Here is an 18845-nt window from a genome sequence, read left to right as displayed (position 1 = left end):
CGGTCAGCCCGCCCCTCACAGCTGACTCAGGATCGTCGGATCCGTGATCTTCGTGTCGGCCGCCAGCATCATCGCCTTGCTCAGGATCACCGCCAGCATCCGGTCCCCCTCGTAGGGCAGGTAACCGGCCTGCGGGGCGGCCCCGTTGGACTTGGGGACGATGCACAGGTACCGGTCGTCCGGGGTCATGAGGATGTTGCCCGAGCCGAGGTGGATCTTGTAGGTGTGGCGTTCGCCCTTGACGTGGAGGAAGCGGCCCTCCAGGGTGCAGCGGTCGGCTATCGCCAGGCGGGGGATGAGGCGGTCCAGGAGAAGTCGGCGGGTCGCGGCGCTCTCGTTGAGGTCGCCGAAGCCGTACGACGTCCAGTACTCGCGGAAGCGGCCGTCGGGGCCGCCGTCCTGCCAGGTCGGGTCGTTGCCGACGCTGGCCACGCCGACGAACAGGTCGACGTCGCGCAGGACTTCGGAGAGGACCAAGGGCGGGATCGAGTCCAGGGGGAGCGGGTCCACCGGGGCCGCGCCGTCGCGCAGCCACATGCGGTACTCGCCGCCGTAGCAGTGCGCGGAGTTCTCCGGCGCGTCGATCGGGTAGAAGCGGACCTGGTCGGTGCGCAGGCGGAGGTAGCTGCCGGAGTCGGTGGTGTCGGTGCCGTACTCCTCGCCGTCGCCCTCGATCCAGTACTCGGCGCGCAGGCCCCACTGCGGCAGTTCGCGGGTGGCCGGCGGCGCCTCGTCGTCGACGCACAGGCGGAGCTTGTTGCGCCAGCCCCGGACCGCCGCCAGGGAGTGGAACTGGTGCTGGCGCAGGAAGTGGGCCGCGAAGCGGTTCGAGTACGTGCCTGTGGTGCGCTCGGCGTCCGTGAGGAGGTAGACCTCGCGGTGGGCCTGCTTGAACGGCTGGGTGACCTCATGGCGCTCCAGCCAGTCGCGCCAGGCGACGATCCCGGCGCTGTCGTGGCCGACGGGGTGCCAGAGCCGGACCTCGCGGCCCTCACGGACGGGGTCGTCGGTGAGGGTGCGCAGCTCGCCTCCGGCGTAGCCGACCGTCTGGCCGTCGACCGTCCAGAGGAGGCGGCGGGCCAGGGTGCCGACCAGGGGGTGGTCGAGGTAGCGCTCGCGCCAGGTGCCGTACGGCCACACCCGGCGGGCGAGGAACTGGCGGTCCAGGCGCTCGGTCTGGGCCGACAGCATCTTGTCGACGTCCTTGGCCGCGTCCTTGAGTTCCTTGAGCTCGTCGGCGTGGTCGCGCCGGACGGACGCGGGCACGGTCTTGACCGGCTTGCCGGCTGCGTTGCGCCAGTTCAGCAGGGCCTTCGAGCCGCGGACTTCCAGCTGGGCGGTGACATCGCCGAAGCGGTGCTCCGCGCGTCCGACGTCCGTCAAGCCGTAGGCCGGTACGGCCAGTTCCTCGATCTCCTCGCGACCGAGCCCCATCGCCTCGGCGCGCGCGTCCAGGGCGGTGTTCAGCAGCTTGAGCGTGCCCTTGTAGGTGACGCGGGTGGCGAGGCGGGCGAGTTCGGCGAGGGCGGCCTCGCTGTCGATGCGGGCGAGCGCGACGACGCCGGCGTTGGCGACCTTGGGGTTGCGCGGGCCGAGGCCGGCGACCTTCTTCAGCGAGGTCCCGACGAGGACGCCGAGGGCGCGCGCGGTGTCGGGGTGCGGCGGCAGGAGGGAGAGGAGCCAAGTGAGGCCGCGCAGGGCGTTGGCGTTGTAGGGGTCGTAGGCGCCGTTGACGTCCGGCTCGTACGTATCCCGCTCCAGTGGAAAGGTACGGGGTCGGCCGACGAGGGCGAGCCAGGGCAGCACCGTCTCACGGAGCCGGTCGGCGCCGAGGGCGCCGATGAGGGCCCCCGCCCGCTTGTCCCAGTTGGCGCTGGGCTTGGCGGAGCGCGCGGTCGTGGCGTGGGTGAGCAGGGCCTGCCAGTCGGGGCCGGTCGCGTCCCGCATGGCCTGTTCGGCCCATTCCTCGCCGACGTTGAGGGCCGGGGTGGTGAGCCTGGCCGCCAGCTGGAACAGGGACCTGGAGCCGTACCCGTCCAGGGCCGAGCGGCGGAACACGGCCACCACCGCGGGTGCGAGAGGGCGGCCCGTCGCCAGCTCGGCCTCGGCGAGTGCCTCGTACTGCGAGCCGTACCAGAGGCGCTGCTTCCGTGACAGCTCGTCGAGTTCCTTCAGCCGGTCGGTGGAGAGGAGGTCTTCGCCCAGGCCTCGGGACAGGATCCCCAGCAGGGGCAGGGCGTTGCGCCGGGCGACCGGCTCGGCCTGTTCGGAGTGGTATTGCTCCACGAGGGCGTCGGCGAGCAGTTTCCGCGTGTCCGCAGGCAACTCGCGCAAGCGGTCCAGCACCTCGGTCCAGGGACCGGCCCAGTTGCCCTTGCCGGCGACCGCGGCCTTGAGCATGTCGACGGCGGGCGTGCCCGGGTCACCGTCGGCGGCCAACCGCACGATCAGGTCCATGTACGTCTGGATGTACGCCATGTCATCCTCCGACCAGCGGTACGAGTTTCAGGAACGTGACCTCGGCGCCGAGCAGCAGCTCGATCTCCTCGTCCGGGTCCGTGAGCTGGCGGTCCCCGACCAGCACGAGGAAGCCGTTGCCCGTGAATGCCTTCAGCGCGAGCTCGGTCTGGGCCTGCGGGTCTATCCGCCGCGGCGTCCGCAGCGCGTACCCGTTCAGCACCCGCTCGGTGTCCTCGGGCTGCACCAGCCCCTGGAACACCTTCGGCGTACGCGCGTTGTACTCGGCGACCTCCTGGAACACCCGGCGCCGGATCAACTCCCGCACGGTGAGCCGCTCCTCGGCGATCTCGAGCGCCCAGCCGTCGCTACGGCTCCCGCTTGTCGTCTCGTCGACGAACGTCACGATTCCCATGCCACCGACAGTACGAGGCACCACTGACAACGGCCCCGGTCACGGCACCGGGCCGGCCTCACCTCGCGGCCGGCCGGCTCCACTCCCGCGCGTCCGCGCTGCGCATCAGCTCCACCGCCGCCGCCGCGTCACCGGTCACCAGCGGATGCACGAGTTCGACGTAACGGAGCTGCCCGGTCAGGGACTTCCTCAACTGCCGGAGGCTGCGGGCGCCGAACGAGACACCGCCGGGTTTCTCGACGGCGCCCGCGGCGACGGCCAGCTTCTCGATGCTCACCTTGCACAGGGTGGAGGGCGTCTCGCGGCAGGCGTGGATCTCGACGTAGCCGTCCCACAGTCCCAGGACGACCTCGTAACTCACGCCGGAGCCGGTGTAGGTCGCGACGGCGACGGGGAGGTCCGACTCCCGCTCGCCCGGCCCTTCGAGACCCAGCCGCTCCGCGACGTCGGCACAGGTCTCGCGCACCTCCGCGAAGAAGACCCTGATCCCTGGAACCATCCACGCCCCCTGCGCCGCACCTCTGACGACGCTTCAGCGTAGCGGCGGAAGGGGCGGCATCTGGGCCCAATGAGTGACCCCGCGGTCTGCCCGCCCGGTGAGCGGCGCCTCGACACCTAATCTGATGGCATGTCAGATGACGAGTCGTACGAACTGCTCGGTTTCGACAACCTGCTCCTGCCCGTCGGGGACCTCGCCGAGGCCGTCGGGTTCTACGAGCGCGCCGGGTTCACGGTGGGGTTCCGGTTCGACGAGGGCGGGATCGCGCTGCTCAAGGTCGGGGGTGAGAGGCCCGGGATCCTGCTCAGGGAGGAGGAGGGGTTCGGGCACCGACCGCCTCCCTGGCCCGTCACGCGCGCGTGGCTGGAGGTGCCGGACGCGCGCCGCGCCGCGAAGGAGCTGGCCGGGGCGGGCATCGCCCCGCTCGACGAGCCCTTCTCGCTCGCCACCGGCTGGACCGTCGAGGTCGCCGATCCGTGGGGGAACGTCATCGGGTTCACGGACTACAGCAAGCGTCCGGAGCTCGCACGGCGGGCGTGACGCAGATCCCACAGCCTTGCCCCACAAGTGAGTTGAACACGTTCAAATACGGGACTACAGTCGCTGACGTCAGCGTTTTGAACGCGTTCAAGAAGGGGTGGGGCATGGACCGCACCGTCATCGCCTACGTCATCTACCTGCTGGTCAGCATCGGGCTGACCGTCTGGGTGGCCCGCACACTCAGCCGCAACGGCCGCGTCTTCCTGTCCGACGTGCTGCGCGGCAACGAGAGCCTCGCCGACGCGGTCAACCACCTCCTGGTGGTCGGCTTCTACCTGGTCAACCTGGGCTTCGTCGCGCTCTACCTGAGCGGTGACGGGACCATCGAGGACACCCGCGGCATCTTCGAGGCCCTGTCGACCAAGCTCGGCGTGGTGCTGCTGGTGCTCGGCGTCATGCACCTGGGCAACGTGTACGTGCTCAGCCGGATCCGGCGGCGGAGCGTGATGGAGCAGGAGCAGGTGCCGCCGGTCGCACCGCAGGACTGGGTCCGGGCGTGAGCACCGTGACGTCCACCGAGAACCGGGGCGCCGAGCGCGTCCCGGTCCGCCGGCTCACCGTCCTGTACGACGCCGAGTGCTCCCTGTGCGCCTTCCTGCGCGACTGGCTCGTACGGCAGCCGCAGCTGGTGCCGCTCGAGATGGTCGCCGCCGGCTCCGACGAGGCCCGGCAGCGGTTTCCCGGGCTCGACCACCGGGCCACCCTCGACGAGATCACCGTCGTGGGTGACGCCGGGCAGGTCTATCGCGACACCGCCGCCTGGATCGTCACCCTGTGGGCCCTGCGCGCGCACCGGCCGCTCGCACACCGCCTGAGCACGGCGTCCGGGGCGCGGCTCGCGAAGGGCGCGGTGCTCGCCGCGGCCAAGTGGCGCGGGGCCCAGTGGAGCGGACGACGGGGAAGCGAAGGCCGGTGGGGGCCGGCCGACGGCGGCCGGTGGGGCGGGACGGTGTACCGCCGCGCGGACGGGTGGGTGTACGACCCCGCCCAGGGATGGACGTACAGCCCACCGGCCTGCGACAGCGGCACCTGCGCCACTCGTTAGGCTCTCGTTCCGTGCCTGCGAACAACGACGGCCCCGACGAGGGCGGTAACCCGAGCAAGTCCGAGCAGACCCGCGCGCTCATCCTGGAGACGGCGATGCGACTGTTCCAGGAGCGCGGCTACGACAAGACGACCATGCGGGCCATCGCCAAGGAGGCCGGGGTCTCCGTGGGCAACGCGTACTACTACTTCGAAGGCAAGGAGCACCTGATCCAGGGCTTCTACGACCGGATCGCCGCCGAGCACCAGGTGGCGGTCCGGGAGGTCCTGGCCCGGGAGACCGACCTGGAGGCGCGGCTCGCGGGCGTCCTGAGGGTCTGGCTGGACATCGCGACCCCGTACCACGAGTTCGCCGTGCAGTTCTTCAAGAACGCCGCCGACCCGGACAGCCCGCTCAGCCCCTTCTCCCCCGAGTCGGAGCACGCGCGCGTGGAGGCCATCAGCGTCCACCGCCAGGTGCTCGCCGGGACGAAGACCAAGGTGCCGGAGGAACTGCGGGATGTTCTCCCCGAGTTGATGTGGCTCTCCCAGATGGGGCTCGTGCTGTATTGGATCTTCGACCGCACGGAGGGCCGCGAGCGGAGCTACCGGCTCGCCGAACGGGGGGCGCGGCTCACCGCGCGGGGCGTGTCACTGGCCCGGTTCCGGGTGCTGCGGCCGCTGGTGCGGGAGGTGCACGAGCTGTTCACGGACTTCCTGCCGGGGATGACGAAGATGATGCCGGATCCGGGGGCGGGGGCGAGGGGACGGGCGGAGTGATCCACGATCGGGTGAAGGGGCGCGAACGGGACACCTCGTATCCGAACTGCCTACGATGATGCTCTCGATACCGGCCCACAGGAGGCACGTGATGTCCGCAGCATCCGTCGAGCGGCCCCACGGCGACCGTCCGCAGATCGCGGAGGCGAACCGAATCATGGACCGCCTTCCGGGGTACCGCGTCGAGATCATCGGAGGCCTGATCATCGTGTCCCCGCCCCCCAACGTCGCTCATGCCCGCGCTCTGTCCAGGTTGAGGCGACTTTTCTACGCCGCAGGCTTGGACGGCGGCGAAACGGAAGTGCTCGAAGGAGTCGGGCTTTGGCTCCCCGCCGGTGTCGAGGACTACGCGATCCCCGACCTTGCAGTGGTCGACGGCGACATCGAAGATCACCTCGTCGAGAACAACTGTTACGACCCGATCGCCTTCCGTCTCGTCCTGGAGGTCACGTCCAGCAACTACCAGAACGATCTCCGCGGCAAGGTCACCGCATACGCCCAGGCGAAGATTCCCGTCTACGTCATCGTCGACCGCCAGCACCAGCGCCTCCACGTCCTGACCGAACCCGCCGGGAACACGTACGCGAACCACCGCGTCCACGCCCCCGGCGAGATCGTCACCCTCCCCGACTCCATCGGCGCCAAGGTCAGCCTCGACGTGGACGAAATCCTCAAAGCCGGTCAGTCGAAGGCTAGTTGACCGCGTCCACCTCGCCCTCGGCCAGCTCCACGTCACACACCAGCGGCCCGTCCCCGACCTCCACGTGCCGCGCCCGCGACCCGTACGACGAAGCCGTCGTCGCCAGCAGATACGTCCCCGGACCCGGCACCGACACGATGTACGAGCCGTCCGCGAGGGACACCACCCGGTCCAGCTGACGTCCGCCCGCCGACAGCAGCGTCACCGCCGCCTGAGGGACCGGCTCACCGTCCGCCGTACGGACGAAGCCGTGGACGACCGAGGCGGGGCCCTCTGCGGGAGACGCTTGCGCGGAAGCCTCCTCCTTCGGCTCCACAGCCAAATGCGGCAGCCTCTTCTCCAGCCAGCCCGGCAGCCACCAGTTGGAGTCGCCGAGCAGGTGCATCGCGGCCGGCACCAGGGCCGTACGCAGGATGAACGCGTCGAGAGCGACCGCGGCGGCCAGCCCCACGCCCGCCATCGCGGCCCCGTAGTCGCCGCTCAGCACGAACGCCATGAAGACGCACACCATGATCAGAGCCGCCGAGTTGATGACGCGGCTGGTCTCCGCCAGGCCCACGCGGACCGCTCGCGCGTTGTCCCTCGTGTGCACCCACTCCTCGTGCATCCGGCTGACCAGGAACACCTGGTAGTCCATGGAGAGGCCGAAGAGCAGGGACAGCATGATGATCGGCAGGAAGGCGGCGATCGGGCCCTCCTGGCCGAGGCCCAGCAGGTCCAGGCCCCAGCCCCACTGGAAGATCGCGACCAGGACGCCGAAGGAGGCCGCCGCCGCGATCAGGTTCATCAGGGCGGCCGTCAGGGGGACCACGACGGAGCGGAAGGCGATCAGCAGCAGCACGAAGCCCAGGCCGATGATCGTCGCGATGAAGTACGGCAGTCGGTCCGCCGTCACCGACGCGAAGTCCTTCGAGACTGCTGTCACGCCGCCGACGTGGGCCTGGACGTCCGCCTCCGGGATCACCCGGTCGCGCAGGGTGTCGATGAGGCGGTCGGTCTCCTCGGCCTGCGGTGAGGTCGTGGGGACGACCTGGATGACCGTGACGCCGTTCGCGGGAGGCGCCGAGAACGCCTGGGCGACGCCCTCCGTCTTTTTGATCGTCGCGACCAGGCCGTCGCCCGGGTCGCCGTTCACGACCACCTGGAGCGGGCCGTTGAAGCCGGGGCCGAAGCCTTCGGCGAGCAGGTCGTACGCCTTCCTGGTCGTCGTCGACGCGTCGTCGTTGCCCTGGTCGACCGTGCCCAGCCGCAGGGACAGCAGCGGCAGGGCGAGGACGGCCATCACGACGACCGCCAGCGCGGCGACCGAGCGCGGGCGGCGTTCGACGGTGGCCGACCAGCGGGCCGCGAGGCCGCTCGCGCGCTCCACCTCGGGGCCCTGTGCGGCGAGCCGGCGCCGCTGGCGGCGGCTGAGCACCCGGTGGCCCAGGAGGCCGAGCAGCGCGGGCAGCAGGGTGACGGCCGCGAGCACGCTCAGGACGACGGTCAGCGAGGTGCCGATGACCACGCCGTCCAGGAAGCGCAGGTTCGTCACCAGCATCCCGGCGAGCGCGATGCACACCGTGCCGCCCGCGAACAGCACCGCCCGGCCGGAGGTGTTGAGGGCGTTGACCGCCGCCTCCTCCGGGTCCTGGCCGCGCAGAATGCCCTTGCGGTGCCGGGTGACGATGAACAGGGCGTAGTCGATGCCGACGCCCAGGCCGATCAGCGTGGAGAGCAGGGAGGCCAGTTCGGGCACGTTGGTGACGTGGCTGATCAGCTGGGTGGAGAACAGGCCGGTGCCCACGCCGAACAGCGCGATCAGGATCGGCAGCAGCATCGCGAACAGCGAGCCGAAGGCCAGGAACAGCACGACGGCGGCGGCGAGGATGCCGACGATCTCGGCGGTGCCGGTGGGCGGTTCCTGCACGCGTGTGATGGCCTGGCCGCCGAGCTCGACCTGGAGGCCGTCGCCGCCGGCGTCCCGCGCGGTGTCGACGACGTCCTGGACCAGGTCCTTGGGTACGGCGTTGGCCTGTTCGGCGAAGGTGACCTGGGCGTAGGCGATCCGCCCGTCCTTGCTGATCTGGGCGGCGCCCCGCGCCCCGTACGGGTCGGTGACCTCACCGACCCCCTTCATCGCGCCGATCTCCTTCAGCGCGGGTTCTATTCGGGACCGTACGGAGTCGTCCCGTACCGTTCCCTCCTCGACCTTCCACACCACCGTGTCGGTGTCGCCCGCACGCTCCGGGAAGGCCTTCTCCATCAGGTCGTACGCGCGCTTGGAGTCCGTGTTGGGCAGGGAGAAGACCTCCGCGTAGTTCGTGCCCGCGCTCGAACTCGCCGCGCCCAGGCCGAACAGCGCCCCCACCCACAGCAACAGGACCACCAGCCGGTGCCGGTAGCACCAGCGTGCCAATGTCGCCACGCCAAAAACCCCCTCATTAGTCCGGTCGGTCCCCCAGGTCCTGGGCAACAGGATTGGCGGCGGCACGCGCGCGTGGACATGCGAATCCCGTGACTCTCAAGGAACTCCAAAGCGGGAACCGGCCCCGCTGTCAGTGCCCGCGCCGATACTGGGGAGCATGACGACGGTTCCAGGCACCGTGCTGGTCGTGGAGGACGAGGAGAGCATCGCGGACGTCCTCGCCATCGCGCTGCGCTACCACCGGTTCGAGGTGATGACGGCGGGCACCGTCCGCGAGGCGCTCACGCTCGCGGAGCGCACCAGGCCCGACGCCGCGCTGCTCGACGTCATGCTGCCGGACGGCGACGGGCGGGCCCTGGGGCGCCAACTGCGCGAGCAGCGGCCCGACCTGGCGCTCGTCTTCCTCACCGCGCGCGACTCGCCCGCCGAGGTCGTCGGCGCGCTCGGCTTCGGCGACGACTACATCACCAAGCCGTTCAACATCGACGAGGTCGTCGCGCGGATCACCGCGGTGCTGCGCCGCACCCGCCCCGCCGACGTCCTGCCGCACCGCCCGCCACTGCGCTACGGCGACCTGGAGCTGGACGAGACGACGTACTCCGTGCACCGCGCGGGCCGCTCCGTCGAGCTCACCCCCACCGAGTACGCCCTGCTGCGCTTCCTGGTGCGCAACGGCGGCCGGATCGTGCCCAAGGAGCAACTCCTGCGCCACGTCTGGCAGTACGAGCACACCCCGCCCGAGTCGACCGTCGTCGAGACCTACATCAGCTATCTGCGGCGCAAACTCGAAGCCCTGGGCCCGCCGGTGATCACCACCCGGCGGGGCGTGGGATACGGGCTGGCATGAGGAGCCGGTTCCTCTCGCGCAGGCACTCCGTCCACTCCCTGCGCGGCAAGCTGACGCTGGCGAACGTGGCGCTGCTCGCCCTCGGCATCGTCGCGGCGACCGCCGTGAGCGTGATGGGCATGCGGTACTACCTGCTCGACCAGGTCGACACGGAGCTGACCAAGACGCGCGACTCGCTGGGCAGTTCACAGCTCACCCTGCGCGCGATCGACTCCCTCAGCGGGCTGGGCTTCGTGCGCGACCGGCTCGACCCGGAGCAGGGCGACGAGCAGCCCACGCCGGACTCGATCTTCGCCGCCGTGGACAGCCGGGGCGAGGCCGTCGGCATCCTCGGCTTCGCGCCGACCGACGCCCAACGCGGTCTGGCGGACGAGGTCGGCGACCCGCGCACCCTGACCGAGGATCCCGAGCCGCACGACGTCACCGTGCAGGGCTCCGCCTACCGGGCGACGGCCACCCGGCTCGCCGACGGCACCTTCATCCTGCTCGCCACCTCCACCGACGCCGTCCACCACGGCGTCGCCAAGGCCGTCAAGCTCGACCTCGCCATCGGCACCCTGCTGCTCGCGCTGCTGGCCTGTCTGACGATGTTCAGCGTCCGGCGCCGGATGCGGCCGCTGGAGGACATGGTGGAGACCTCGTCGGCGATCGCCGAGGGCGACCTGACCCGGCGGGTCCCCTCCAGCAGGGAGGCCACCCTGGAGGTCGAACAACTCCGCGTCGCCCTCAACTCCATGCTCCACCAGGTGGAGTCGGCGTACCGCACGCGCGAGCGCAGCACGGCCCAGCTGCGCCGCTTCGTCGGCGACGCCTCGCACGAGCTGCGCACCCCGCTGTCCGCGATCCGCGGCTACCTCCAGCTGTACGACAAGGGCATGCTCACCGACCCGGGCCAGCGCAAGCGCGCCTGGGACCGGATGAACGGCGAGGTCGACCGCATGGGCCGGCTCGTCGACGAGCTGCTGACCCTCGCCCGCCTCGACCAGCGGCCCGAACTCCGCTTCCGGAACGTCGACATCAGCCGCCTGGTCCGGGACGCCGCCGAGGATCTGCGGGTGCAGCAGCCGGGGCGGCCGCTCACGGTCGACGCCGACGGCTCCCTGCTGGTGCACGCCGACGAGTCGGGGTTGCGCCAGGTGCTCGGGAACCTGGTGGCCAACGTACGCACGCACACGCCCGCGGGCGTGCCGGTGCGGCTCGGTGTGGAGCGCGTGGACGGGGTGGTACGGCTGCGTGTCGCGGACGAGGGGCCGGGGCTCTGCCCCGAGGACGCGGCGCGCGTCTTCGACCGCTTCTTCCGGGCAGGCGGGGGCGCGGGCAGCGGACTCGGCATGGCCATCGTGCAGGGTGTGGTGCGGGCCCACGACGGCGAGGTGACGGTGCGGACGGCGCCGGGCGAGGGGCTGGCGGTGACGGTCACGCTGCCGGCGGGGGCGGCCGTACGGTCGTGACCCACTCCTTCCGCTTCAGCCGGGGGTGAGGACGAGGGCCCACCCGGTCTGGCCGTGCCGACCCCTGGTCCACACCCCCGGGGCCGCGGCGATGTTCTCCACCAGATGCAGGCCCCGGCCGGCCTCCCCCACCTCGTCCATCACGCGCAGCCGGGGCTCTACCCGGCCCTCGTCGGAGACCTCGATGGGGCAGGAGCCGTCGGCGAGGGCGGTCACCGCCACCGGGAACTCCCGCTCGTGGGGCGGCCCGTGGCGTACGACGTCGGTGGCCGGCTCGGACCGAGCGGCATGGCGTCGGCCGGCCCCCGGTCGTCCGGGGCGTGGCCCCCAGTCGGCCAGGTGGTCCCAAACCCGGCGCCGGGCGAGACCGACGGACGCCGGATGCCGGGGCAGCCGGAAGGAGTTGCGGCTCAACACCTCTGCCCCTCACCCGGCACGCACCTTGGTCACATGGCGCGGTGCCGGGTGGGCGCCCGGCATCATTCGGGCGAAGGCCGGTAGCGCGAGATCGCGTCAGATCCAGGTGAGACGCCAGAGGCGGAACACCCCGGTGCCGTCCGAGAGGTACTGGCCACCGCCGACGTCCTCGTTGCTGACGACGTACTCCTTGGCCTGCCACAGCGGGATGACCGGCACGTCGTGGGCAACGGTCTGCTGCAGTGCGCGGAAGTCCTCGGTGGCCTCGGTGCGGTCGGCGTACCGCTGGCTGGTCCGGATCAGCCGGTCGACGGCCTTGCTGCGGTAGCCGGTGTTCATGGTGCCGTCGCTGCCGACGAGCGGGGAGCCGAAGGTGTCCGGGTCGGGGTAGTCGGCCACCCAGCCGACGGCGTACGCGTCCAGCTTCCCGGACGCCCACTGCTTCTGGAAGCCGGTCCACTCGTAGCCCTTGAGGGTCACCTTGAACAGGCCGTCCGCCTCCAGCTCCCGCTTGAGTTCCGCGGCCTCCTCGGCGGCGGCGCCGCGGCCCTCGGCGTAGCCGTAGGTGAAGCGGACCGGAAGGGACACCCCGGCCTCGGCGAGGAGCTGCTTGGCCTTGTCCTTGTTCAGCTTGGGGTAGAGGTCGAAGAACGACGTCGTGTGGCCGGTGATGCCGGCCGGGATCAGCGAGTAGAGCGGGTCGACGGTCCCGTCGTACACCGTGGCGGCCAGCCGGTCGCGGTCGATCAGCCAGGCCATGGCCTGCCGGACCCGGACGTCGTGCAGCGGCGATCCGGAGCGGGTGTCGAGGTACAGGTTGCGGGTCTCGGAGCTGTCGGCCACGGACACGCGCTGGTTCGGGTCGCTGGTGTTCAGCCCGGCGAGGACCTCGGGCGGCAGCTGCCGGGTGGCCACGTCGACCTGCTTCGCCTTCCAGGCTGCGTCGAGCTTGGCGGCGTCGGCGTAGTAGCGCAGTTCGACGGGGCTTCCGGTGCTCTTGAGGGCGCCCTCGTAGCGCTCGTTGGGCTTGAGGACGGCCTTCTTGTCCTTCGTATACGCCGTCAGCTCGTAGGGTCCGGTGCCGTCGGCGCCGGCGTCGGTGCGCAGGCCGTCGGCCGGGTACTGGGTGCGGTCGACGATCGCGCCGGCTCCGGTGGCCACCTTGAACGGGAAGGTGGCGTCGGCCGAGGAGAGCCGGAAGGTGACGGTGAGGTCGTTCGCGCTGACCGAGCGCAGGGTGCCCAGCAGGGACGCTGGGCCGACGTCGGAGTTGATCTTCTTGACCCGCTCGAAGGAGTACTTCACATCCTCGGCGGTCATCTTGCGGCCGCTCGGGAAGGTGAGGTCCTTGCGCAGTTCGCAGCGGTAGGTGCGCAGCCCGCTGCCGACGAAGGCGCAGCTTCGGGCCGCGTCCGGGACGGGCTGGGCGCCGCCCGGCTCGAAGGTCAGCAGTGACTGGAAGACGTTGCTGAACAGCGCCCAGGATCCGGCGTCGTAGGCGCCGGCCGGGTCGAGTGACGTGACGGCGTCCGTGGTGCCGACCCTGATGGTCTTCGCGTCGGCCTGCGACGGCATCAACTGCCAGCCACCCACTGCGACGGCTGCCAGCACCAGCAGCGTCGCGATGATCCGCATGCGAACCGATCGCATCGGTTTGCCCTCCCCATGCCCCTTGTGGACCGCAGCGCACAAGCCACTGTCCTAGCGGCGCGGATCAATTAAGCACAGGTGTTTCACCTGGGGGAAGAGCGATTCGGGGAGTTGGAGAAGACATTACCGCAAGCGGTTTCGGCCATGTTTCACAGGGCCCTCACAGCTTGGACGCCAGCTCGATCACCGTGATGTCCGACTGGGCCCCGACCCGCGTCGGCGGGCCCCACGCGCCCGCGCCCCGGCTGACGTACAACTGCGTGTCGCCGTAGCGCTCCAGGCCGGCGAGGGTGGGATTCGCGGCCGAGGCGATGAAGTTGCCCGGCCAGAGCTGGCCGCCGTGGGTGTGGCCGGAGAGCTGGAGGTCGACGCCGTGCTCGACGGCGTCGTGGATCTGCACCGGCTGGTGGGCGAGCAGCACGCACGCGCGTGCCCGGTCGCGGTCGCCGAGCGCCTTGGCGAAGTCGGGGCCCTGGCCCTCGCTCTCGCCCGCCACGTCGTTGACGCCGGCGAGGTCGAAGTGGGCAAGTTCGGTGCGGGCGTTCTCCAGCGGGCGCAGGCCGAGCCGTCGTACCTCCTCGACCCACTGTTCGGCGCCGGAGAAGTACTCGTGGTTGCCGGTGACGAAGAAGCTTCCGTGGCGCGCCCGCAGTTGGGCCAGCGGGGCCGCCGCCGGCCCCAGGTCCTTCACGCTGCCGTCGACCAGGTCGCCCACGACCGCGATCAGGTCGGGCTGGGTGCCGTTGATCGTGTCGACGACCTTCTGGGCGAATCCGCGCCCGAGCACCGGGCCCAGGTGGATGTCGCTGACCACGGCGATCCGGTAACCGTGCGCCGCGCGCGGGAGCTTGGCCAGCGGGACGGTGACCCGCTTGACGGTGGGGCCGTTCAGGACGCCGTACGTGCCGTAGCCGACGGTCCCGAGGGCCGCCGCCGCGGCGGTGCCCCCGACGACCCGGGAGACGAACAGGCGGCGGGAGGGAAGGGGCGTCGGGGCGGCCGCGGGCTCGGCGGCCGGGTCCGTCTCCGGCGCGACGTCGTGCTCCGGCTCCGGCAGCGGTGCCCCGCCCGCCGGGACCGGCTCCGGCCGGCGTACGGCCGTCTCGGCGCCCGCCCGCCGTTCCAGGAACCGTCGCAGCAGCGGTCGTACGGCCTCACCCGCGATCACGGCCAGCAGCAGGTAGATCGACAGGGCCATCCACAGGAAGCCGGGCCAGGCCAGGACGCGCTGGAGCCAGAACGGCGCGCCGGCGCGCTCGGCCACGACGGCCGTGACGGTGAGCACCCAACCGCCCGCGACCAGCACCGCACCCGCGCGACGCGCCGGGCCGGGGGCCCGGGTCGTGTCGCGGAACAGGCGTCTGTACAGGTACCAGTTGGCCGTCACCAGGACGGCCAGGGCGAGCAGTACGAAGAGTATGACCACGGTCTCGTGTCCCCCGTTGTGGGCTGTCAGGCCTGTCGGTTATGACGTGCGGCGCAATGCGCGCACCGAGCGCAACCCGATGCCCCCGACGACCGTCCCCAATACGAAGGAGACGACGGCGAGCACCAGGTGCACCCAGAAATACGCCGTCGGGTGACCGTCGTCGAACGCGAGCCCACTGCTGTCCTTGATCAGGTTTTTGACGAAAGTGACCCAGATGATCCAGCTCCACACCCCGAAGGCGAGCAGGAACCAGGAGACGGGGCGGCTGAGCTTCATACGTCCAGTATCGCCGCCGGGTGTCCGGTTCCTTGGCCGGGGTGGGGAGGCAGACGGGACTTCACGCGCTGTGCCATGTACGTTCCTGACCGTGCCCGCACCAAAGAAGACCGCCAGGCGATCCCTGCTGGTCACCTCCGTCGCCCTGTCGTCGTTCGCGTTGACCGCGCCCGTCTCCCTGGCGGCCCCGAGTCCGTCGCCGAGCCCGTCCGCGAGCCCGTCGGTCACTCCCCCGGCGAACATGTCGACCGTCGGCGGCGAACGCCTCGGCCAGGCCGGGCCGCAGGTCAATCTCGCGAGCGGGGTCCCGGTGCTGCCCAAGGACCTGAGCGCGCGTTCGTGGATCGTCGCCGACGCCGAGTCCGGTGACGTGCTGGCCGCCGCCAACGCGCACTGGCGGCTGCCCCCGGCGAGCACCCTGAAGATGCTGTTCGCCGACACGGTGCTGCCGAAGTTCGCGAAGACCGAGAAGCACAAGGTCCTCCCCACGGACCTGGCCGGCATCGGTTCCGGATCCAGCCTGGTCGGGATAAAGGAGGGCGAGACGTACACGGTCCACGATCTGTGGCTCGGTGTCTTCCTGCGCTCCGGCAACGACGCCGTGCACGTGCTGTCGCAGATGAACGGCGGCGTCAAGAACACCGTCGCGGAGATGAACGCGCACGCCGACGAGCTCCAGGCCCTCGACACGCAGGTGGCCAGCCCCGACGGCTACGACGAGCCCGGCCAGGTCTCCTCCGCGTACGACCTGACCCTGATCGCCCGCTCCGGGCTGCAGAAGAAGGACTTCCGCGAGTACAGCTCGACGGTCAGGGCGAAGTTCCCCGGCAAGACGACGAAGAACAAGAAGGGCAAGATCAGCCGCGGGTCCTTCGAGATCCAGAACACCAACCGGCTGCTGACCGGCGACTCCGATGTCTCCGTCTACCCGGGCATCGCGGGCGTCAAGAACGGCAACACCACCAACGCCGGCGCCACCTTCACCGGCGTCGCCGAGCGGGGCGGCAAGGTGCTGCTCGTCACCGTCATGAACCCTGGCAAGGACGAGCACAACGAGGTCTACAAGGAGACCGCCAAGCTCTTCGACTGGGGCTTCAAGGCGGCCGGCAAGGTCGAGCCGGTGGGTGAGCTGGTGCCGCCGAGGAGCGCCGCGCAGGCGAGCGCCCAGCCGGGGGCGACCGCCTCCGGACAGGCGGGGGGCGCGAACGCCGGGGGGACGGAGGCTGACGCCTCGTCGAAGCCGGTGGCGTCCGCCACCACCGAGGGCGGCTCCGGGGGCATGGGGATCGCGCTCGCGATCACCGGCGGGCTGCTGGTGCTGCTCGCGGGCGCCGGGTTCCTGGTCAACCGCCGCTGGCCGCTGCCGGATCTGGTACGTCGTCGGCCCCGCCCGTAGGTTCGTCCTCCTTGCTCTGCGTCGCCGTCCACGCGGCGCAGAACAGCACCAGTTTCGACGTGAAGTTGATCCACAGCAGCAGGGCGACGGGGACGCCGAACGCGCCGTACATGCTCTTCGTGGCCACGCCCTGCATATAGCCGCTGAGCAGCAGCTTCAGCAGCTCGAAGCCGACCGCGCCGGTCAGCGCGGCCACGATCAGACGGCGCCGCGGGGGCTCGACTCCCGGAAGCAGGGTCAGGACGTAGAGGAGCAGCAGGAAGTCGGCCAGTACGGCGACGAGGAACGCGGCGATCTGCAGCAGGACGCTGCCCCAGCCCTCCCTGTCTATACCCAGTTGGCCGGTGATCCAGCCGACCATGGCGGAGGCCACGGTGGACGTGGCGAGCGTGACCAGGACGGCTCCGCCGAGGCCGACCAGGATGCCCAGGTCCTTGGCCTTGCGCAGGACCGGGTTCTCCTCCTCGTCGGGCAGCTCCCACACCGCCCGCAGACACTCGCGCGTCGAGCCCGCCCAGCCGATGCCGGTGAACAGCAGCACGGCGGCCGCGATGAGGCCGACGGTGCCCGCGTTCTGCACCAGGCCGTCGATGTCGAGCTGGTCGGAGATGCCGGGCACCTGCTCGGCGATCTTGTCCTCCAGCGTGCCCTGGCGCTCCTCGCTGAGCGTGGCCGCGGCGATCGAGGCGGCCACGGTGAGCAGCGGGAAGAGCGCCACGAAGCTGGTGAACGTCATCGCGGCGGCAAGCCGAGTCCACTTCACCCGGTCCAGCCGGTCGTACGACCGCCACGCGTGCGTGGCGGTCATGCGGGCGACCAGCGGCCCGACGCCGGGGAGTTTTTTCAGCCAGTCCATGAGCCGACTCTGCCCTGGTTGCGGAAGACCAATGTCCTGGTGCCCCAAAACCGCAGGACGGTGGCAAGGGCCATCCCGATTCCCGCCCCGGAGACGGTGTCGGCGCGCCGCGAGGTGAGGCCGAGGCCGTAGTGGCTGACGGCGAGACACAGGAGCTGCACGAGGGCGCCGGCGACGTTCACGGCGAAGAAGACGGCGTAGGGGCGCAGCCCCTTCGGCCGGGCGTCCCGGTAGGTGCCGAGCGCATTGCCCAGGTACGCCACCGAGCAGCCCGCGACGAAGGAGAGCACCTTGGCGGTGAGCGGGTCGAGCCCGCCCGGGCCGCGCAGGTAGGTGAAGAGGGCGAGGTCGACGGTGTAGGCGAGGAGGCCGACGGTGGCGAAGCCGAGGATCTCCCGGCGGCTCGCCCACGCGCGCGTGCCCGGCCGGTCACTTCCGCCTCCCCACGCGCGCGTGCTCACCAATTGGCCACCGCGAGGGCGTACATCGCGACCCAGACCAGCCCGATGAGGGCGAGTGCGCGGTCGCGCAGGACGACGTCCTCGGGTTCGCCGGCCGTGCCGCGGTCGGCGAAGACGGCGTACCTGAGGATCGCGAGAATGAACGCGACCATGGACAGCTGCCGCCAGGGCAGGAGGCTGGTGTGCGGGACGCCGCCCTCCTCCAGGGCCCACAGGCAGTAGCCGAGGACGGCGACGCCGGCCGCGAGCTGCCACACGAAGCGCAGGTACCCGGTGGTGTACTCGGTCAGCGACGCGCGCGTGGCGCCCGCTTTCCCGGCCATCTGGACGGCTTCGGAGTAGCGCTTTGCCGACACCATGAACAGCGCGCCGAACCCGGTCGTGATCAGGAACCACCGCGACAGCGGGATACCGAGCGCGAGCCCGCCGACCATCGCCCGCATCAGGAACCCGGTCGTGACGACGACGAGGTCGATGACCAGGACGTGCTTGAGGCTGACGCAGTACGCCAGTTGCATGCCCAGGTACGCCGTCAGGAGCGCCGAGACGGCCGGTGAGACCAGCCAGGCCGCGATGACCGGCGCGAGGACGCCGAGGGCGCCTGCGACGGCGTAGGCGACGGGTACGGGGACCTGTCCGGCGGCGACCGGGCGGCGGCGCTTGGTGGGGTGGGCGCGGTCGGCGGCGGCGTCGCGGGCGTCGTTGATCAGGTAGACGGCGGCGGCGCAGGCAGTGAACAGGGTGAAGACGAGCGCGAGTTGGGCGAGGGCGTGCCGGGAGAAGAGCTGACCGGCGGCGGCCGGGGCGGCCACCACCAGGACGTTCTTGACCCACTGCTGGGGACGCGCGGTCTTCACGAGCCCTCCCAGAAGGGAGCCCTCGCGGGGTGGTACGGGCTTCCGGACGGGCGTGCGCTGTTCCAGCAGCACCGTCTCGCGGGTGCGTGCGCTGCCTGTCATCGGCGCGGTCTCAGTCATGCACGCCCCCTCGGAATCCAGCGCGCTCCGATGCGCGCCGTGAGCGCCCCGAGGGCCGCGCCCGCCGCCACGTCGGAGGGGTAGTGCACGGCGACGACCAGGCGCGACAGGTAGATCGCGGCGGCCAGCGGCGGGACGGCGTACGCCCCCAGCGCACCGAAGGCGACCGCGGCGGCCGCTGCCGAGGTCGCATGGGAACTGGGGAATGAGTGCCGGCCCGCGGTGCGTACCAGGGGCTCGACATGCGCCGGACGCGGACGGCGC

20 protein-coding genes are annotated in these 18845 nt (G+C 71.0%); 8 read left to right on the top strand and 12 right to left on the bottom strand.

The window, feature by feature from the left end; translation table 11 throughout:
• Positions 1-15: 15 nt before the first annotated feature.
• The 3 genes from ACWBNA_RS41195 to ACWBNA_RS41185 are packed head-to-tail and all read right to left on the bottom strand — an operon-like array spanning position 16 to position 3371.
• A complete protein-coding gene (locus tag ACWBNA_RS41195; RefSeq protein WP_482709718.1) occupies positions 16-2478 on the bottom strand; it encodes a DUF4132 domain-containing protein in 2463 nt (820 codons plus the stop codon).
• 1 nt (position 2479) lies between these two features.
• Complete coding sequence (locus tag ACWBNA_RS41190) at positions 2480-2872, bottom strand: hypothetical protein (protein WP_482709717.1); 393 nt, start codon at positions 2870-2872, stop codon at positions 2480-2482.
• A gap of 58 nt (positions 2873-2930) precedes the next feature.
• Positions 2931-3371 carry a hypothetical protein gene (locus ACWBNA_RS41185; RefSeq protein ID WP_482709716.1) on the bottom strand — a complete coding sequence of 147 codons (441 nt, stop codon included), beginning with the start codon at positions 3369-3371 and terminating at the stop codon, positions 2931-2933.
• Positions 3372-3500: 129 nt separating this feature from the next.
• On the opposite strand from ACWBNA_RS41185, the gene ACWBNA_RS41180 reads away from it, so the two are divergent.
• From ACWBNA_RS41180 to ACWBNA_RS41160, 5 genes are all read left to right on the top strand, one after another.
• The gene (locus tag ACWBNA_RS41180) at positions 3501-3911 is read left to right on the top strand and encodes a VOC family protein (protein WP_482709715.1); all 411 of its coding nucleotides are present in this window, start codon (positions 3501-3503) and stop codon (positions 3909-3911) included.
• A 104-nt stretch (positions 3912-4015) separates the two neighbouring features.
• A complete protein-coding gene (locus ACWBNA_RS41175; RefSeq protein ID WP_482709714.1) occupies positions 4016-4411 on the top strand; it encodes a hypothetical protein in 396 nt (131 codons plus the stop codon).
• A complete protein-coding gene (locus ACWBNA_RS41170; protein ID WP_482709713.1) occupies positions 4408-4956 on the top strand; it encodes a thiol-disulfide oxidoreductase DCC family protein in 549 nt (182 codons plus the stop codon). The genes ACWBNA_RS41175 and ACWBNA_RS41170 overlap by 4 nt, the downstream gene beginning before the upstream one ends.
• Positions 4957-4967: 11 nt before the next feature.
• Positions 4968-5714: a TetR/AcrR family transcriptional regulator gene (locus ACWBNA_RS41165; RefSeq protein WP_482709712.1), complete on the top strand. Its 747-nt coding sequence runs from the start codon at positions 4968-4970 to the stop codon at positions 5712-5714.
• 91 nt (positions 5715-5805) lie between these two features.
• Positions 5806-6414 (top strand): Uma2 family endonuclease, encoded by a 609-nt coding sequence (locus ACWBNA_RS41160; RefSeq protein ID WP_482709711.1) that lies wholly within the window; start codon positions 5806-5808, stop codon positions 6412-6414.
• Here the strand turns inward: ACWBNA_RS41160 and ACWBNA_RS41155 are convergent.
• Positions 6407-8812: an MMPL family transporter gene (locus ACWBNA_RS41155; protein ID WP_482709739.1), complete on the bottom strand. Its 2406-nt coding sequence runs from the start codon at positions 8810-8812 to the stop codon at positions 6407-6409. The two genes, ACWBNA_RS41160 and ACWBNA_RS41155, sit on opposite strands and share 8 nt — an antisense overlap.
• Positions 8813-8978: 166 nt before the next feature.
• On the opposite strand from ACWBNA_RS41155, the gene ACWBNA_RS41150 reads away from it, so the two are divergent.
• Both ACWBNA_RS41150 and ACWBNA_RS41145 read left to right on the top strand, forming a co-directional pair.
• Complete coding sequence (locus tag ACWBNA_RS41150) at positions 8979-9668, top strand: response regulator transcription factor (RefSeq protein ID WP_482709710.1); 690 nt, start codon at positions 8979-8981, stop codon at positions 9666-9668.
• Entirely contained in the window at positions 9665-11119 is a 1455-nt protein-coding gene (locus tag ACWBNA_RS41145; protein WP_482709709.1) for a sensor histidine kinase, read from the top strand. The genes ACWBNA_RS41150 and ACWBNA_RS41145 overlap by 4 nt, the downstream gene beginning before the upstream one ends.
• 15 nt (positions 11120-11134) lie before the next feature.
• Here ACWBNA_RS41145 and ACWBNA_RS41140 read toward each other — a convergent pair whose 3' ends face one another.
• From ACWBNA_RS41140 to ACWBNA_RS41125, 4 genes are all read right to left on the bottom strand, one after another.
• Positions 11135-11536 carry an ATP-binding protein gene (locus ACWBNA_RS41140; RefSeq protein WP_482709708.1) on the bottom strand — a complete coding sequence of 134 codons (402 nt, stop codon included), beginning with the start codon at positions 11534-11536 and terminating at the stop codon, positions 11135-11137.
• Positions 11537-11632: 96 nt separating this feature from the next.
• Positions 11633-13186, bottom strand: a complete 1554-nt coding sequence (locus ACWBNA_RS41135; RefSeq protein ID WP_482709707.1) for an ABC transporter substrate-binding protein — start codon at positions 13184-13186, stop codon at positions 11633-11635.
• Positions 13187-13346: 160 nt separating this feature from the next.
• Entirely contained in the window at positions 13347-14612 is a 1266-nt protein-coding gene (locus ACWBNA_RS41130) for a metallophosphoesterase (RefSeq protein ID WP_482709706.1), read from the bottom strand.
• 39 nt (positions 14613-14651) lie between these two features.
• Positions 14652-14891 carry an SCO4848 family membrane protein gene (locus ACWBNA_RS41125; protein ID WP_482709705.1) on the bottom strand — a complete coding sequence of 80 codons (240 nt, stop codon included), beginning with the start codon at positions 14889-14891 and terminating at the stop codon, positions 14652-14654.
• Between the two features lie 91 nt (positions 14892-14982).
• On the opposite strand from ACWBNA_RS41125, the gene ACWBNA_RS41120 reads away from it, so the two are divergent.
• Entirely contained in the window at positions 14983-16287 is a 1305-nt protein-coding gene (locus ACWBNA_RS41120) for a D-alanyl-D-alanine carboxypeptidase family protein (protein ID WP_482709704.1), read from the top strand.
• Here the strand turns inward: ACWBNA_RS41120 and ACWBNA_RS41115 are convergent.
• The 4 genes from ACWBNA_RS41115 to ACWBNA_RS41100 all read right to left on the bottom strand — a co-directional run.
• A complete protein-coding gene (locus ACWBNA_RS41115; RefSeq protein ID WP_482709703.1) occupies positions 16235-17143 on the bottom strand; it encodes a YihY/virulence factor BrkB family protein in 909 nt (302 codons plus the stop codon). The two genes, ACWBNA_RS41120 and ACWBNA_RS41115, sit on opposite strands and share 53 nt — an antisense overlap.
• Positions 17131-17604 (bottom strand): GtrA family protein, encoded by a 474-nt coding sequence (locus ACWBNA_RS41110; protein ID WP_482709702.1) that lies wholly within the window; start codon positions 17602-17604, stop codon positions 17131-17133. Before ACWBNA_RS41110 ends, ACWBNA_RS41115 begins: the two co-directional genes overlap by 13 nt.
• Positions 17601-18581 carry a decaprenyl-phosphate phosphoribosyltransferase gene (locus tag ACWBNA_RS41105; RefSeq protein WP_482709701.1) on the bottom strand — a complete coding sequence of 327 codons (981 nt, stop codon included), beginning with the start codon at positions 18579-18581 and terminating at the stop codon, positions 17601-17603. The genes ACWBNA_RS41110 and ACWBNA_RS41105 overlap by 4 nt, the downstream gene beginning before the upstream one ends.
• The coding region (locus ACWBNA_RS41100) for a phosphatase PAP2 family protein (protein ID WP_482709700.1) at positions 18578-18845 on the bottom strand (268 nt) is incomplete at its 5' end. The genes ACWBNA_RS41105 and ACWBNA_RS41100, both read right to left, overlap by 4 nt.

Source organism: Streptomyces sp. Q2, assembly GCF_056820935.1.
This window is presented reverse-complemented; position numbering and strand designations above follow the sequence as displayed.

Excerpts from the sequence above, each read along its gene's own strand:
- ACWBNA_RS41160 (WP_482709711.1), top strand. The coding sequence starts at position 5,806 with ATGTCCGCAGCATCCGTCGAGCGGCCCCACGGCGACCGTCCGCAGATC.
- ACWBNA_RS41115 (WP_482709703.1), bottom strand. The coding sequence starts at position 17,143 with ATGGACTGGCTGAAAAAACTCCCCGGCGTCGGGCCGCTGGTCGCCCGC.
- ACWBNA_RS41150 (WP_482709710.1), top strand. The coding sequence starts at position 8,979 with ATGACGACGGTTCCAGGCACCGTGCTGGTCGTGGAGGACGAGGAGAGC.
- ACWBNA_RS41195 (WP_482709718.1), bottom strand. The coding sequence starts at position 2,478 with ATGGCGTACATCCAGACGTACATGGACCTGATCGTGCGGTTGGCCGCC.
- ACWBNA_RS41190 (WP_482709717.1), bottom strand. The coding sequence starts at position 2,872 with ATGGGAATCGTGACGTTCGTCGACGAGACGACAAGCGGGAGCCGTAGC.
- ACWBNA_RS41145 (WP_482709709.1), top strand. The coding sequence starts at position 9,665 with ATGAGGAGCCGGTTCCTCTCGCGCAGGCACTCCGTCCACTCCCTGCGC.
- ACWBNA_RS41180 (WP_482709715.1), top strand. The coding sequence starts at position 3,501 with ATGTCAGATGACGAGTCGTACGAACTGCTCGGTTTCGACAACCTGCTC.
- ACWBNA_RS41135 (WP_482709707.1), bottom strand. The coding sequence starts at position 13,186 with ATGCGATCGGTTCGCATGCGGATCATCGCGACGCTGCTGGTGCTGGCA.
- ACWBNA_RS41185 (WP_482709716.1), bottom strand. The coding sequence starts at position 3,371 with ATGGTTCCAGGGATCAGGGTCTTCTTCGCGGAGGTGCGCGAGACCTGT.
- ACWBNA_RS41175 (WP_482709714.1), top strand. The coding sequence starts at position 4,016 with ATGGACCGCACCGTCATCGCCTACGTCATCTACCTGCTGGTCAGCATC.
- ACWBNA_RS41125 (WP_482709705.1), bottom strand. The coding sequence starts at position 14,891 with ATGAAGCTCAGCCGCCCCGTCTCCTGGTTCCTGCTCGCCTTCGGGGTG.
- ACWBNA_RS41105 (WP_482709701.1), bottom strand. The coding sequence starts at position 18,581 with ATGACTGAGACCGCGCCGATGACAGGCAGCGCACGCACCCGCGAGACG.